Annotated in this window: 14 protein-coding genes; 4 read left to right on the top strand and 10 right to left on the bottom strand. The window is 61.4% G+C overall.

Annotated elements, in window-relative coordinates:
• The first annotated feature begins 11 nt into the window (after positions 1-11).
• The gene (locus tag ACR0KW_RS16795; RefSeq protein ID WP_480806034.1) at positions 12-554 is read left to right on the top strand and encodes an NADPH-dependent FMN reductase; all 543 of its coding nucleotides are present in this window, start codon (positions 12-14) and stop codon (positions 552-554) included.
• Between the two features lie 34 nt (positions 555-588).
• On the opposite strand, the gene ACR0KW_RS16790 is transcribed toward ACR0KW_RS16795, so the two are convergent.
• Entirely contained in the window at positions 589-1,035 is a 447-nt protein-coding gene (locus tag ACR0KW_RS16790) for a GNAT family N-acetyltransferase (protein ID WP_170328157.1), read from the bottom strand.
• A 26-nt stretch (positions 1,036-1,061) separates the two neighbouring features.
• Complete coding sequence (locus ACR0KW_RS16785) at positions 1,062-2,102, bottom strand: NAD(P)/FAD-dependent oxidoreductase (protein WP_480806033.1); 1,041 nt, start codon at positions 2,100-2,102, stop codon at positions 1,062-1,064.
• Between the two features lie 49 nt (positions 2,103-2,151).
• Here ACR0KW_RS16785 and mnmC2 point away from each other — a divergent pair, with 49 nt between their 5' ends.
• Together mnmC2 and ACR0KW_RS16775 are read left to right on the top strand one after the other, a co-directional pair.
• Complete coding sequence (mnmC2, locus tag ACR0KW_RS16780; protein WP_480806032.1) at positions 2,152-2,817, top strand: tRNA (5-methylaminomethyl-2-thiouridine)(34)-methyltransferase MnmC2; 666 nt, start codon at positions 2,152-2,154, stop codon at positions 2,815-2,817.
• A complete protein-coding gene (locus tag ACR0KW_RS16775) occupies positions 2,814-3,683 on the top strand; it encodes a DMT family transporter (protein ID WP_480806031.1) in 870 nt (289 codons plus the stop codon). The genes mnmC2 and ACR0KW_RS16775 overlap by 4 nt, the downstream gene beginning before the upstream one ends.
• Here the strand turns inward: ACR0KW_RS16775 and ACR0KW_RS16770 are convergent.
• Positions 3,657-5,621: a lytic transglycosylase domain-containing protein gene (locus ACR0KW_RS16770; RefSeq protein ID WP_480806030.1), complete on the bottom strand. Its 1,965-nt coding sequence runs from the start codon at positions 5,619-5,621 to the stop codon at positions 3,657-3,659. The two genes, ACR0KW_RS16775 and ACR0KW_RS16770, sit on opposite strands and share 27 nt — an antisense overlap.
• A gap of 133 nt (positions 5,622-5,754) precedes the next feature.
• On the opposite strand from ACR0KW_RS16770, the gene dapA reads away from it, so the two are divergent.
• Positions 5,755-6,627 (top strand): 4-hydroxy-tetrahydrodipicolinate synthase, encoded by an 873-nt coding sequence (dapA, locus tag ACR0KW_RS16765; protein ID WP_480806029.1) that lies wholly within the window; start codon positions 5,755-5,757, stop codon positions 6,625-6,627.
• Positions 6,628-6,663: 36 nt separating this feature from the next.
• Here dapA and ACR0KW_RS16760 read toward each other — a convergent pair whose 3' ends face one another.
• The 7 genes from ACR0KW_RS16760 to pta form a co-directional block, all read right to left on the bottom strand.
• A complete protein-coding gene (locus ACR0KW_RS16760; protein WP_480806028.1) occupies positions 6,664-7,548 on the bottom strand; it encodes a sigma-70 family RNA polymerase sigma factor in 885 nt (294 codons plus the stop codon).
• A complete protein-coding gene (locus ACR0KW_RS16755; protein ID WP_480806027.1) occupies positions 7,545-8,012 on the bottom strand; it encodes a carboxymuconolactone decarboxylase family protein in 468 nt (155 codons plus the stop codon). Before ACR0KW_RS16755 ends, ACR0KW_RS16760 begins: the two co-directional genes overlap by 4 nt.
• Positions 8,013-8,111: 99 nt before the next feature.
• Complete coding sequence (locus ACR0KW_RS16750; protein ID WP_480806026.1) at positions 8,112-8,999, bottom strand: dimethyl sulfoxide reductase anchor subunit family protein; 888 nt, start codon at positions 8,997-8,999, stop codon at positions 8,112-8,114.
• A complete protein-coding gene (locus tag ACR0KW_RS16745) occupies positions 8,999-9,748 on the bottom strand; it encodes a 4Fe-4S dicluster domain-containing protein (RefSeq protein ID WP_480806025.1) in 750 nt (249 codons plus the stop codon). The genes ACR0KW_RS16750 and ACR0KW_RS16745 overlap by 1 nt, the downstream gene beginning before the upstream one ends.
• Complete coding sequence (locus tag ACR0KW_RS16740; protein WP_480806024.1) at positions 9,745-12,564, bottom strand: molybdopterin oxidoreductase family protein; 2,820 nt, start codon at positions 12,562-12,564, stop codon at positions 9,745-9,747. The genes ACR0KW_RS16745 and ACR0KW_RS16740 overlap by 4 nt, the downstream gene beginning before the upstream one ends.
• A gap of 27 nt (positions 12,565-12,591) precedes the next feature.
• Positions 12,592-13,623: a YeiH family protein gene (locus ACR0KW_RS16735; RefSeq protein WP_480806139.1), complete on the bottom strand. Its 1,032-nt coding sequence runs from the start codon at positions 13,621-13,623 to the stop codon at positions 12,592-12,594.
• A gap of 71 nt (positions 13,624-13,694) precedes the next feature.
• On the bottom strand, positions 13,695-14,717 hold the full coding sequence (pta, locus tag ACR0KW_RS16730) for a phosphate acetyltransferase (RefSeq protein ID WP_480806023.1): 1,023 nt from the start codon (positions 14,715-14,717) through the stop codon (positions 13,695-13,697).
• Positions 14,718-14,819: the final 102 nt, after the last annotated feature.

Below are 14,819 nucleotides of genomic sequence, written 5' to 3'. Positions count from 1 at the left end.
GGAGTTCCCCGATGTCCGAACCGATCCTGCTGAGCCTTTCCGGCTCGTTGCGCCAAAACGCCACCAACCGCAAACTTCTGCGCGAGGCGGCGCGGCTGTTCAATCCTGGCACCCATATCGAGGCCGATCTGAACCTGCCGCTCTATGACGGTGATCTGGAAGATGGCGAGGGCATTCCGCAGGCGGTCCAGGCGCTGGCCGATCAGATCGCGCAGGCCCATGCGGTGATCATTTCCACACCGGAATACAACAAGGGACCGTCAGGCGTGCTGAAAAACGCGCTGGACTGGGTCAGCCGGACCGAGGGCCGCCCCTGGGCCGACAAACCGGTCGCAGTGATGTCGGCCGCCGCCGGGCGTGCGGGTGGGGAACGCGCGCAAATGGTATTGCGCAGCTATATGGTCCCGTTCCAACCACGCATCCTGCAGGGGCCGGAAATCCATCTGGCCAACAGCTCGAACGAGTTCGACGAGCAGGGGAAACTGTCCAGCGACCGCTATGAAAGCAGTTTGCGGATGCTGATGGAGAAACTGCGGGCCGAAGCGGGATTTTGACCTACCCCCGCAACCGATTCCTTGGGGCGGGGCGTCAGTCCAGTCGCTTTCGCATCGTAAGCGAGGTTGTTCGATCATAACCGGCGTGGGTTGTCTCGCCGGTTATCGCGAATCCCAGGCGTGCAAAGGCTGCATGATTTTCGACAAGTTCGACCCGGGTTTGCAATTCCAACGCCCGAAACCCTTTGGCCCGGGCCCGGTGTTCAGCCACTTCCACCAGACGTCGGGCCAGACCCTGACCGCGTTTGTTTTGGGCAACGGCAAGTTTGCTCAGATACAGGCAGTCTGGCTTGGGCGTCAGAAAGACGACTGCATTGGGCCGGTCTCCTATCCCCCAAATCTCACCGTCACGCGCCTGACGTTGAAGCTCTTCCACGGTCAGGCGATGCATTGAAGAGGGCGGGTCAATGCGGCCCTCCATATAGGCAAAAGTCTCGCGGATCAGATGCAAGACCTCTGTCAGGCGTGTGCTGTCTGACATCAGGCGTGTAGGTGTTTTATCGACGATCACAAAGACGCCTCGGGCCGAAAATCGGCGGGTATCGTATCGCGCCCGTCCAGCATCATATCGGCCATGACTTCGGCCACTTTGGGGGCCATGCCGAAGCCGATCTTGAAGCCGCCATTGGCGATGAACTGACCCTTATGCAACGGATGCGCACCCAGCATCGGAGCGCGGCTTTTGCTGCGGGGACGGACCCCGGCCCACCGTTCGATCACCTCGGCACCGTGCAATACCGGCACTGCCCGTGTGGCGCGGTCCAGCACGTCGTCCAGCGCGGCATCGGTGCTGGATGGGTCGTCATAGTCCCGTTCCGAGGTCGAGCCGATCGCTAGCGTGCCATCTGCATGGGGCACGATATGGATGGCATCGACAAACAGCTGCGGCACTTCACCCGCATCAAAGCGCAACAGTGCGGCTTGCCCCTTAACGCCATTGCCGACGGTTTTGCCGAAGGCTTGGCTCAGCTCCTGCAACCCAGCCAGACCGGTGGCATGGATGACCTGACCTTGGTCCGGCGCGTCCGTCACCACATCCACGCTCATGACGGCCAGTGCCGAAACCAGCGCGGCACAGGCGCGCCGGGGGTGCATCCGGGCGCTCAGCGTGTCGTGGATCACGAAACCGGTCGGGCTGGGCGGGCACCACGCGCCGAGCGTCTCGGCTTCGACCACCCGCCATTCGGCGCGGCCCTGCCAAAGCTCGGCAGCGGTGATCGCGCGGGCATGAGCAAGCTCCAGCGTGCGGGTGTCAGCAATGGGCTGCAACCGGCCCAGCCGCGCATACCCAGGGGAAACGCCGCCGGTCGCCTCGACCTGTTTCCAGAACGGCTCGGCCATGATCAGGCTGTCGAACTGAAAGGCCTTCTTGGCGTTCCAGTTCTCGGGCACATGCGGGGCCAACGCACCGACCAACCCGCTGCTGGAGCCTGAACCGGCACCAAACGGATCGACGACCTGTACCTTGGCGCCGCGCCGGGCGCAGGTCCACGCGATGGACAGGCCAAAGATGCCCGCACCGCGCACCGTTACATCGACCATTGCCATTCCCCTTTTCCTTGTTCAGTGTCGCGCCGCTTAGCTACAGGATTCCCCGATGGCAGACCAGCGCGCTGAACTGACATGGACCGAGGGTCAAATTCCGGTCTCGGACCGTTTCGACGATCCGTATTTCTCGTTGCAAAACGGGCTGGAAGAGACGCGGCATGTGTTTCTGGCGGGCAACGACCTGCCTGCACGGTTCGCGCCGGGGTTTCGCATTGCCGAGCTGGGGTTCGGCACCGGTCTGAACATGCTGACCGTGTGGTCCGAGTGGGAAAAAGCGGGTCAGACCACGCCCCTGACCTTCACCAGTTTCGAAGCCTTTCCGATGGTGCCCGAGGATATGGCACGTGCGCTGGTGGCCTTCCCGGAACTTGCGCCTTGGGCCGACCGTTTTCTGGCCCGTTGGCAGGGTGGCACTTGCGATCTGGGCACCCTGCAACTTGAGGTGATCGAGGGCGATGCGCGTCAGACATTGCCCGCATGGGCGGGTGAGGCCGATGCCTGGTTTCTGGACGGGTTTTCCCCGGCCAAGAACCCCGAGCTTTGGGGGGCGGACCTGATGCAGCAGGTGGCCGATCACACGGCCAAAGGCGGCACGGCGGCGACGTATACCGCCGCCGGCTTCGTGCGGCGCGGGTTGGAGGAAGCAGGCTTCGCCGTCACCCGCACTCCCGGATACGGTCGTAAGCGCCATATGACCCGGGCAATCCGGGAATGACGCAGCAGAACAACACCCGCGCGGGTATCGCGCTGATGATCGCGGCGACGGTTGTGTTCGCGCTGCAGGACGGGATCTCGCGTCATCTGGCGGGGACTTACAACACCTACATGGTCGTGATGATCCGCTATTGGTTCTTTGCCGCCTTCGTCATCGCACTGGCCGCGCGTGCCCCCGGAGGACTAGGCGCAGCGACCCAGACAAGCCAGTTGGGTTTGCAGGTGTTCCGAGGAGTTCTTCTGGCGGCCGAGATTTGCGTCGCCGTTTATGCCTTTACCGTGTTGGGTCTGATCGACAGCATGGCGGTGTTCATCTGTTACCCGTTGCTGGTCGCCGCGCTCAGCGGGCCGGTTCTGGGCGAGCAGGTCGGTTGGCGGCGCTGGGTGGCGATTGGCGTGGGCTGCATCGGCGTTCTGATCATTCTGCAACCCGGCGCGGGTGTGTTTAACCCATGGGCCATTATCCCGCTGATTTCGGCGTTATTGTTCGCGCTCTATGGTCTGCTGACCCGCTATGCCGCACGCAAGGATACTGCGGCCACCAGTTTCTTCTGGACCGGTGTGGCCGGGGCCGTGGCGATGACGCTAGTGGGGATGTGGTTCTGGGAGCCGATGGCACGCGCGGATTGGGCGTGGATGGCGGTGCTTTGCGTCAGTGGCGTTCTGGGACACTGGCTGCTGATCAAATGCTATGAAATGGCCGAAGCCAGCGCGGTGCAGCCCTTTGCCTATTTCCATCTGGTCTGGACGGCCATCATAGGCATTTCCGTCTTTGGTGAGGCGTTGCGGCCCGCGGTTATCCTCGGGGCCGCATTGGTTGTGGCTGCGGGCCTGTTCACCCTATGGCGCGAACGAAGCCAGAGTTGAGCCGACCAGCTCCTGCGAGAACGGAACCGGCAGCGGGGGCTGACCCAAGCGGGCACGATAGACCGGCAGGCTTTCCGCCACCCGCATCACGTAGTTGCGGGTTTCGCTGAAGGGGATCGTCTCGATCCAGTCGACCACGTCGATCTCACCGGCGCGGGGATCGCCATAGCGCTCCATCCACGAAATCGGACGCCGCGGCCCGGCGTTGTAGCCTGCGGCCATCATCACCACGTTGCCGTTGAAATCCGCGGCCAGCCCGGACAGGTAATTTGCCCCCAGCTTAGCGTTGTACTGCCAATCCGAGGTCAGCTTCAAAGTCTTGTGGCCACTGAGGATGCCCAGCTCCTTGGCCACCAGCTTGGCCGTGGCGGGCATCACCTGCATCAATCCACGTGCACCTGCACCGCTGACTACGACCGGGTCAAACTCGCTTTCACGGCGGGCAATCGCCAACGTCATCTCTTTGGCCATGGGCAGGCCCATATCGGCCACCGGATGCACAGGGTAATAGGCGGCGGGCAGCACGACACCGGTTTTCGCGGCGCGTTTGGCAATCATCACCGCCAGATGCGGTTCCTTCAGTTCGATCACCAGATCGCCCAGTTGCGTTGCCTGCACCGGGTCCAGCTCTTCGACCAGATGGGTCAGGAAACGTTCGGACAGATTGTTTTCCCCGGCGCGCAGCAGCAACAGCCCGGCCTCCAAAACGCTGGAATCGGCGAACTCGGCCTGTTTCCAATGAGGCGCCCGGCGCGGGTTGGCCAGTTCACTGTCGAAGGGCCTTCCGATCCGCTCAGCTGCCAATAGGCCATAGAATGAGGTCTGATAGTCCGCGCCCATCGCGTAGGCGTCATAGGCTTTGTCGGCATCCCCCTGCGCCGCATAGGCCCGGCCCAGCCAATAGCCGCCACGCCCTTTCGAGATCGGCGATTCCACCGCGCCCGAGAAGTTCTGGAAATGCCGAACCGCTGTGGCGGGATCGTTCAGCTTGCGCAGCGCAAGAAACCCGGCCAGCCACTCCAGATCTGCGTAGGCATAGCCCATCTCGGGCGTCATGTGGTGGTTCGCGGCGATCTGATAGGCACGGCTGGCATCGCCATTGCGCATTTCAAGCCGCGCCAGACGGCGGCGACCTTCGCCCCACTTGTCCGGCTCACCCAGCGCATCCGGCCCGGTCGAGCGCGCCAGCATCAGGTCGATCGCGCTGTCGTCCAGTTCTTTCTTGTCGCGCCAGACAAACCGGTCAAAGGCCAGCCCCGGAGATGCGGCCAGCGACTTCGGAACCGCAGCAACTTTGTTGTCCACACCGGGTTGGCGCTTTTGCAAGGCAATTCGCGCCTCGGCCAGCTTGCGCTGATCGGTGCTGACCAAGGGCAGCATCTGTCCGGCGCTGACAAGGTGCCCATCCCACAGCATCCGGTCCAGCCGGGCGGTGTGATGGGGTTTCAGCAGCTTGCCGAAGTTCTCAAGGTAGTCCTTTTGCAGTCCGGACCCCATCGGCATGGTGCGCCACGCGGCCACGATATCGGCCTCGGCATCCCCCGGACGTCCCTTTGCCTTCAACGCGACGGCATAGTTCAGCGCACCTTCTGCCGTTTGCGGCGGGTTGCCGGCATAGAATTTCAACACCCGGTCGGGATCGGCGCCCGTGAAGGCGGGTTCGCTTTTGCGTCGCAACCAAGCCAGCCCGGGCCAGTCGGACCGACGGTCCAGAAACACCAGCACATCGCCCGAGCTGCCAAAGCCCTGGCGCAACCAGTGCCAGACGATGATATCGCGGCTCACCGACCCTCGGTTGCCCGCTACACGCAGGGCTTCATTCCAGTCGCCCTTGTGCATCTCGGACATCCCGGCGCGCAGATCGCCCACGGCGTCGGCCCGCGCCTGCCCGATTGACCCCAGAATCACCGCTATCAATAGTGCCAGAACGCGTGTCATGCCTTGCATTTCCCAACCAACCAAGGATACAGCCACTCAGGATAAACCTTGCGCCGCCGGGATCAACTCACATCGCGACGATTGTGATGGCCCCAAGCGCAAAAATTGCTAACCGCACACCAAGGAGCGTGTCATGTTCAAAGGCTCAATGCCAGCCCTCGTCACCCCGTTCACAAACGGCGAGTTGGACCTGAAGACACTCAAACACTTGGTGGAATGGCAGATTCAGGAAGGCTCGACCGGGCTGGTCCCCGTCGGCACCACCGGCGAAAGCCCGACGCTTAGCCATGAAGAGCATGAAACCGTGGTGGAAGAGGTTGTCAAAGCCTCTGCCGGTCGCGTGCCGGTAATCGCGGGTGCAGGATCGAACAACACGGTCGAAGCGATCCGGTTTGTGCGATTCGCAGAACGGATTGGCGCGGATGCGGCGCTGGTTGTGACACCTTATTACAACAAGCCCACGCAAAAGGGCCTGATCGCGCATTTCCGCGCGCTGCATGACTGCGCCGATATTCCGATCATCATCTACAACATCCCCGGCCGGTCGGTCATCGACATGACCCCCGCAACGATGGGAGAGTTGGTCGAGCTGCCGCGGATCGTTGGCGTAAAGGACGCCACCGGTGATCTGGCCCGCGTCAGCCAGCAGCGTGCGTCCTGCGGGCCTGACTTCTGCCAGCTGTCAGGTGAAGACGCGACTGCGCTGGGCTTCAACGCGCATGGTGGCGTCGGCTGTATCTCGGTCACCGCAAACGTGGCACCGAAACTGTGCGCCGAGTTCCAGCAGGCGACGCTGGCGGGCGATTATGCCAAGGCGCTGGAGTATCAGGATCGTCTGATGCCTCTGCACGAAGCGATCTTTATCGAGCCGGGTCTGGTAGGCGCAAAATACGCGCTCAGTAAGCTGGGCCTGTGCAGTGAAGAGGTACGCTCGCCGCTGACACCGCTGGACGACAGCACCAAGGCCGCCATCGACGCTGCGATGGCCCATGCTGGTCTGATCTGAGCCTAAAGAGTATGGGCCTGCCCACTAAAGCAGGCCCTATTCGCTGAGCAGTTCGCCCAGATGCTGGGTCTTGTCGGGATTACGCACCATGTAGATGGCCGCAATCCTGCCGTTCTCGATTTTGAGAGATGTGGCCTGCAGCGATCCGCCGGGTTCTCGGTTGAGGATTGCCGGTTGGCTATTTAGCCAGCAAAATGTCCAGGAATAGGCGCGCGGGGCCGAAGGTTTCCGCGCCAGCCCTGCAAAAAACCGAATGACTTTGTCCCTTCCATAAATCGGGTTCAGGGTCGCGATGATTTTACCCCCGCCATCCGAGTGCAATTGAACGTCCCGCGCAAGCAAATCCGTCAGATGTTTGGTGTCGCCGCTTTTGGCAGCCTTAAAAAACGCCTTGGCCAGTTCTTCACCCTGCTCACGAGCAACAGGCGCGCGCAGCCTCACCTGTTCAACGTGTTTTCTGGCGCGGCTGACAAGCTGGCGGCAGCTGTTTTGATTACGCTTCAGTGTCTCGGATAACTCGTCGTAGGAATGTTCGAACACGTCATGAAGCAGGAAGGCGGCGCGTTCCAGCGGTGACAACCTCTCAAGCGCCATCAGCAGAGCCACCGAGACATCGCGGTCCAGTCGTTCGGTTGCATCATCGGTGACCAGTGGTTCCGGCAGCCACTCTCCGGGATAAGTCTCACGCACAGTGCGCGCTGCCCGCAAGTGGTCGAGGCACAACCTTGTGACGACACGGATGAGATAGCCTGTCTTATCGTGGACCTGTTCAACATCAACGCGCCGCCAGCGCAGATAGGCGTCCTGCACGATGTCTTCGGCATCACCGACCGACCCGAGCATTCGGTAGGCAACCGCGAATAGACGCGGTTGCATATCGACAAAAGCCCGATCGTCGGGGGCGGACTCTGACCCGGTCATGCGGCTGTGGCCTTGTTGTCAACTGGGTGAGGCATTGCAAACCCCACTGCCAATCGGTTCCAAGCATTGATCGTGGTAATCACAAGGGTCAGTGCCACCTGATCCCGTTCTGAAAACTGGGCCGCCATTTCCTCATAGGTGTTGTCTGGCGCACGGCTGGTTTCGATCCGGGTCAGGGTCTCCGCCCAAGCCAGCGCCGCCCGTTCACGTACTGAATACAGCGAAGATTCATGCCAGGCGTTCAACAGATGCAGCCGATCCTCGGTTTCGCCATTCGTGCGCGCGTTTTGTGTGTGCATGTGGATGCAATATGCGCAGCCATTGATCTGGGAAACCCTGAGCTTCACAAGCTCGATCAAGCTGTGTTCCAGTTCCGACGCATGCAGTCTTTCCTCCATGTCGAGCATGGGCTGCAATAGCTCGGGGGCGGCGGCAAAATGATTGATCCGGGGGGGACATCGCATTCTCCTGTTTTGGTATTGAACAAGAACAGGACGGTCGCGCCACCGGGTTTGTGACATGAACCGCAAAAAAAAAGAGCCTCAGGATCAAGGCTCTTTCGTTCAGCGTTTGCCGTAATACAGCCCTACCACATGTTCCGCCTGCGCAAAGAACAGCCAGCGTGACACCACGACGCCTGTCAGATGCGACAGCACGGCCAGCAGCGCAAAGATATGTTTGATCGCAACTCCTGAAACCGGGATCAGGATCAGCAGCAAGGGCAGCACAAAGGCCAGCCCAAAGGAAATTACCCGCAGTTTCTGCGCATGTTTGCGGCCTACCACGTGGACGAACTCACGCAGCAGATAGTTTGTACCCGTGTGTGGAGGCTCAAAGGCGCGGACGGCACCACGGCCTCCCAGCCCTGTGGCAGTGCCGAGTGTGGTGCCAGACCGGGCAAACGCACCGTCGCCCTTGGCCCAATAGGCCAACTGCACAGCCCCTGCGATGGCCAGCAGCCATGGAGCCAGTGCCTCGGCACCCGCCAACAGCGCACCCCCTGCGAGGCCGAAAGACAGGAACATTGCCGGTGTCAGGTTCATGTTCCAGCGTGGGACGGTCTTGAGCTGCGTGTAGATCATCGAGGTGGTAAACACGGTGGCGAGGCTGAGCAGCGCTCCGATCCAACCTATGACCGTCCAGTGACTGCCCGCAAACACAGCCCCAAGGGCATAAAGCCCCATGACAAGAAGGGCAGCAACCGCGCAGACGCCCTCACGGCTGAGCCAGCTGGACCTCCATTGACTGAACGCTTTCCAGGCACGCTCGGGATGCCCCAGGTGGAAGGTTGAGGCCAGCAGACCGCCCACCGCCAGAGCGTAGGCGATGAGGTAAAACACAAAGGCGACGAAACCGGTCACCTCGGGTTGGCCGAGGCCAAGAAAAAACAGCAATCCAAAACCCAGCCCGGAACAGGTGGTGAAGATGATGACAGAAGGGGCTGGGTGCATCAGAGCTTCTCCAGAGTTTTGTCGAGCCAGCCGAGGAAGCCTTTGGGCTCTTCGGCGACCGGGGCCAGCAGGGGCGCAAGAATGTCGATCTGGTCCTCGATCTGGTCCTTGGGTCGTGGCGGCAGGTATTTATTTACGGGTTTGGTGCCCATCTCAGGCATCAGGTCCATCCCCTCGCGCTCGGCCACCAATTTGCTGACATCGCTGTTCGGGTCCCCAAGATCACCAAAATGGCGTGCTCCGGCCGGGCAGGTGCGCACGCAGGAGGGCACGCGGTCTACCTCGGGCAGGTTCTCGTTATAGATACGGTCAACGCAGAGTGTGCATTTCTTCATCACGCCTTCCGCCACATCCAGTTCCCGCGCGCCATAGGGGCAGGACCAGGCGCAGAGGCCGCAGCCGATGCAGTCGCTTTCATTGACCAGCACGATACCATCCTCGACCCGCTTGTAGCTGGCTCCGGTGGGGCAGACGGTGACGCAGGGGGCGTCTTCGCAATGCAGGCAGGACTTGGGGAAGTGGATCAGTTGGGCGTGACCTTCGGCCGGTGTGACCTCGTAGGAGTGTACCCGGTTCAGGAAAGTGCCCGACGGGTTGGCGCCATAGGCGTCCTGATCGGACAGGGGCGCGCCGTAGTTTTCGGTATTCCAGCCTTTGCATGAAATCACGCAGGCATGGCAGCCGACACAGGTATCGAGGTCGATGACCAGACCCATTTTGCGCTCGGTGGATAGGGGGAGTTGAGTCATTTGCCTACCTTCCACGCAAGATCTTTCGGGCCGGTCCCAACGGGTGACTTGATCGGGTCAAATTCGGGCTGGCTTTCTGCATCACTTGGGGCTGCAGCCTTCTCGATTTTCACTTTCAGGTCGAACCATGCGGCCTGCCCGGTGATCGGGTCCGAATTGGCCCAGCGTTGCCCGTCCCCTTTTGGCGGCAGCAGTTCGTGGATCAAGTGGTTCAGCAGGAAGCCCTTGGTCGCCTCTGGCGCGTCCTCTTGCAGCGCCCAGGCGCCTTTGCGCTTGCCGATAGCGTTCCAAGTCCAGACGGTGTTTTCGTTCAGGGCAGCCATCTCCATCACCGGCACGGTGATTTCCCCGTGCGGAGAGCTGACTTTGGCCCAATCGCCGTCCTGTAGACCGTGCTCGCGCATCAGTTTGGTCGGGACATAAAGCGAGTTGCGCCCGTGCAACTGGCGCAGCCACGCGTTCTGCGTGCCCCAGCTATGATACATCGCCATCGGGCGTTGGGTCAGGGCGTTGACGGTGAATCCTTCGTTGCCCTGCTGGTCGGTTTCGTACCAGATCGGCAGCGGGTCCATCGTGTCCTTGATGCGCTGGCGCAGATGTTCGGGCGGCTGGCGATCTCCGTGACCTTCGGCGGCAAGCTGGAATCGGCGCATCGGTTCGGAATAAAGTTGGAACAGATAGGGTTGCGGGCTGTCATAAATCCCCATCCCTACGGCCCAGTCCTGATAGGCCCTGTTCCACGGTTTGTAGTAATCCGCGCCTTCGGGGATATGCGCGACGTAGAAGCCACCGTTTTCGATGTAGCGGTTCAACTGGTCTGGATTGACCTCTCCTCTCCCTTCCTTGTCGCCATTTTCGCCCCGGAACCCGGCCAGAGGGCCGATGCCCGGTTTGCGTTCGTGGTTGACGATGTAGTCAGCGTAGTCCTTCCACTTCGGCGTTCCGTCTTCGTTGGTGAAGCCCGGAAGGCTCATGCGGTTGGCCAGTTCGATCAGCACCGACTGGAACCCGCGCACATCTCGGTCAGGTTCAACCACCGGCCAGCGGATGGCGTCTGCGGCCGCGTCAGCCTCGCAAATCGGGCGGTCCAGCAGAGAGATGCAGTCGTGCCGTTCCAGATAGGTGGTGTCGGGCAGGATCAGGTCGGCATAGGCCACCATTTCCGAGGAATACGCATCGGAATAGATGATCTTGGGGATGACGTATTTGCCGTCCTCGTTGCGGGCGGTCAGCATCTCCATCACGCCCTTGGTGTTCATGGACGAGTTCCACGACATGTTCGCCATATACATGAACAGCGTGTCGATCTTGTAGGGATCGCCCGCAGCAGCATTCGAGATCACCATATGCATCAGCCCGTGGGCCGACATCGGGTTTTCCCACGTGAATGCCTTGTCGATGCGCTGCGGCGTGCCGCAGTCGTCGATCAGCAGGTCTTCGGGGCCGCGCACAAATCCCAGGTGCGGACCTTCCAGCGGACGACCGGGCCGACGGTCACCGTGAGGGCTGGGATGGGCCTCGACCGGCTTGGGGTAGGGCGGTTTGAAGCGGAAACCACCGGGGACCTCGACCGTGCCCAGAAGGATTTGCAGGACGTGCAGGGCTCGGCAGGTCTGGAACCCGTTGGCATGGGCCGAAATCCCGCGCATAGCGTGGAAGCTGACCGGGCGACCGATCATTTTGGAATGCGTCTCTCCCCGGAAGTCGGTCCATTCGTGGTCCAACTCGATGGCTTCGTCAAAGGCGACGCGGGCGATCTCGGCGGCGATGGCGCGGATGCGTTTGGCGGGGATGCCGCAGCGGTCGGCGACAGCCTCAGGGGCGTGGTCGTCGGACAGGTACTTCTCGGCCATCAGGTGGAAGACCGGGCGGTGCGTGACGCCGTCTTTTTCATAAGTGGCCGACAGGTCTGGTCTGACGCCGGGTTTGTCGAAGGCGGTGGGCTTGCCCGTGGCGCGGTCGATCACCAGCGGCTTGCCGTCGGCGTCGCGCAGGAACAGGCCCTTCTCAGGCCCTTCTGCGGCATTTACCAGAACTGGGGCATTTGTGTAGCGGCTGAGGTAATCCAGGTCGATCTTGCCCGCCTTCATCAGTACATGAATCAGCGACAGGATGAACAAACCGTCGGTGCCCGGCGTGATCCCGACCCAATCGTCAGCCACGGCGTTATAGCCCGACCGGATCGGGTTCACCCCGATCACCCGTGCGCCGCGCGCCTTGATCTTGCCGATGCCCATCTTGATCGGGTTGCTGTCATGGTCTTCGGCCACGCCGAACAGCATGAACAGCTTGGTATGGTCCCAATCGGGCTGGCCAAATTCCCAGAAGGCGCCGCCCATCGTGTAGATGCCGCCCGCCGCCATGTTGACCGAGCAGAACCCGCCATGGGCCGCGTAGTTCGGGGTGCCGAAATTCTGTGCCCAGAAAGAGGTGAAACTCTGGCTTTGATCGCGGCCAGTGAAGAAGGCCAGTTTCTGCGGCGCGGTTTCGTGCAGTTCGTTCAGCCAGCCGACGGCCGTGCTGATCGCCTCGTCCCATTCGATCTCGCGGAATTCACCCGAGCCACGCGGTCCGACCCGGCGCAGGGGTTTGCGCAGGCGGGATGGTGCGTTGACTTGCATGATCCCGGCGCTGCCCTTGGCGCACAGAACACCCTTGTTCACCGGGTGGTCGCGGTTGCCTTCGATATAGGCGACCTTGCCGTCCTTCATGTGAACGTTGATGCCACAGCGACAGGCGCACATGTAGCAGGTGGTGCGCCGGACCTCGTCCGAGACTTTAGGGCTGGTGTCGATCTTCGGTTGCTGGATGGTCATCTGGCGTCCTTCTATCGGGGCGACGGATCAGGTCAGGAATGTTATTCCGGCGAGGATAACTCCTGCAATGAAAAGAGTTTCTACGACGATCAGGGCGATTGCAGCGCCGCCGACCGACAGGATCTGTTTCAGATTTGTCTTCATGCCGACTGCTGCGATGGCGATCAGAAGCAACCAGCGAGAAATCTGGCTGAGCAGGTCCGAGATGAAGGGCGGGATCAGGCCGAATGAGCTGGCTGCGGCCAGAACCAGAAAGCCTACGACAAAGCTGGGCAGGATCGGGGGGCGCTTGCCCGCCTCGTCCATATCAGTGACGCCACGGATGATCAGCGAGGCGACCAGAACCACCGGCGCCAGCATCGCAACGCGGAACAGTTTCACCAATGTCGCGGTGTCACCGGTCTGTTCCGAAATCGAGAATCCAGCACCCACCACCTGCGCCACGTCGTGGATCGTGCCACCAAGGAACACGCCGCCTGCGACGTCGCTCATGCCCAGCATGCGCACCAGAATGGGATAGGCAATCATCGCGATGGTCGACAGGACGGTGACGCCCAGAACGGTAAAGATCAGCCGTTCCTCGGATCGATCATCCTTGGGCAGGATGGCGCTGATCGCCATCGCCGCCGACGCACCACAGATCGCGACCGAGCCAGCGGTCAGAAAGGCAAAGCGCCATTTGTGGCCGAAGAAACGCGCGATCAGCAGGCCAAAGGCAATCGTGGCCAGCACGCCGCCAACAACCAGCGCGATCAGGTCCCAGCCCAACCCCATCATCAGTGTCATCGAAACACGCACGCCCAAAAGCGCCACACCCAGTCGCAGCAGCGATTTCGCGGCAAAGCCGATACCGGGGACGGTTTTGCCCTCTTCCCCCAAAAAGCTGAGCGCGATGCCCAGCAACAGCGCCATCAACATCGCCGGTGTCGCATAATGCTCGGACAGGAACTTTGCAGTCACGGCAACGGTAGTCGCGACCAGCACGCCGGGAAACAGAGTGCGGATCGTGTGCGCGGCATTTGCGCCAAAAAGAGACGTAGGTTCGGTCTTTGCCAGCATCTGCCCGACATGCCTTCTGGAAAAATTGCGATACCGGCGGGTTTGTCGCCAGGGTTCTTCGGTGGCCGGGGTCAACACGTCCCCGGCTTGGACTTGATGTGTTGAGCCTGCACCGCCGTCACGGCGATCATGTGCAGAATGTCTTCGGACGAACAGCCGCGCGACAGGTCGTTGGCCGGTTTGGCCAATCCCTGCAGCACCGGGCCGATCGCCTCGACCCCGCCGATGCGCTGGGCGATCTTGTAGCCCAGATTGCCCGCATTCAGGCTGGGAAAGACAAAGACATTCGCCTCACCCTTCAGCGGCGAGTCCGTGGCCTTCTTGGCCGCAACCTCAGGCACGAAGGCTGCATCGAACTGCAGCTCTCCGTCGATCAGCAAGGTTGGGTCCTTTTCGCGCGCAATACGCGTGGCCTCGACGACCTTGGAAACTTTGGCATGTTCGGCGCTGCCGGATGTGGAAAAGGACAGCATCGCCACTCGCGCGGTTTCGCCAGTCAGGGTTTCATAGGACGCGGCCGAGGCGCGGGCGATCTCGGCCATTTCCTGTGCGTCCGGGTCAACGACCAGACCGCAATCGGCAAAGATGTGTGCGCCTTTGACCTCGTGATGGTCCTTGCAGAACAGCATCAGGAAAAAGCTTGAGACCATCGCCGCATCCGGGGCCGTACCGATGATCTGCAGCGCGGCGCGCACGGTGTCGGACGTGGTTTCGACCGCGCCGCCGACAGTGCCGTCTGCGATGCCCTGCTGTACCAGCAAGGCGGCATAGGTCAGACGGTCCTTGATCTGCTGCTGCGCCTCATCAAGGGTCATTCCCCGGTGCTTGCGCCGTTCGTACAGCGCCTGCGTCAGTTCCGGTGTCAGTGCAGAATCAACAGGATCGTGGATTTCGATCCGCTCGGGATCGTAGCCCTCATGGGTTTGCAACAAGGCCGAAACCTCGGCCTTGTTGCCAATCAGGATGATCCGCGCGACGTTTTCTTTCACGGCCATGACCGCGCCTTCGACCACACGGGGATCATCGCCCTCGGCCAGGGCGATGATTTTGTCGGAGGCACTGGCCGTCCCGAGAATGGCGCGCAGAGGCTTCACGCGGATTAAACCCCGGCCTGTTGGTTCATGTCGTCGGCGCTGATGCCTGCCACTTCGACCGGCTTCTTCATCGCGTCGCGGCGGAAGGGCTCACCCAGTTCC

The sequence above is a fragment of the Ruegeria sp. CG11 genome, assembly GCF_056537245.1.
The sequence above is the reverse complement of the archived record's forward strand: the minus strand, read 5'-3'. Positions and strand labels throughout refer to the sequence as shown.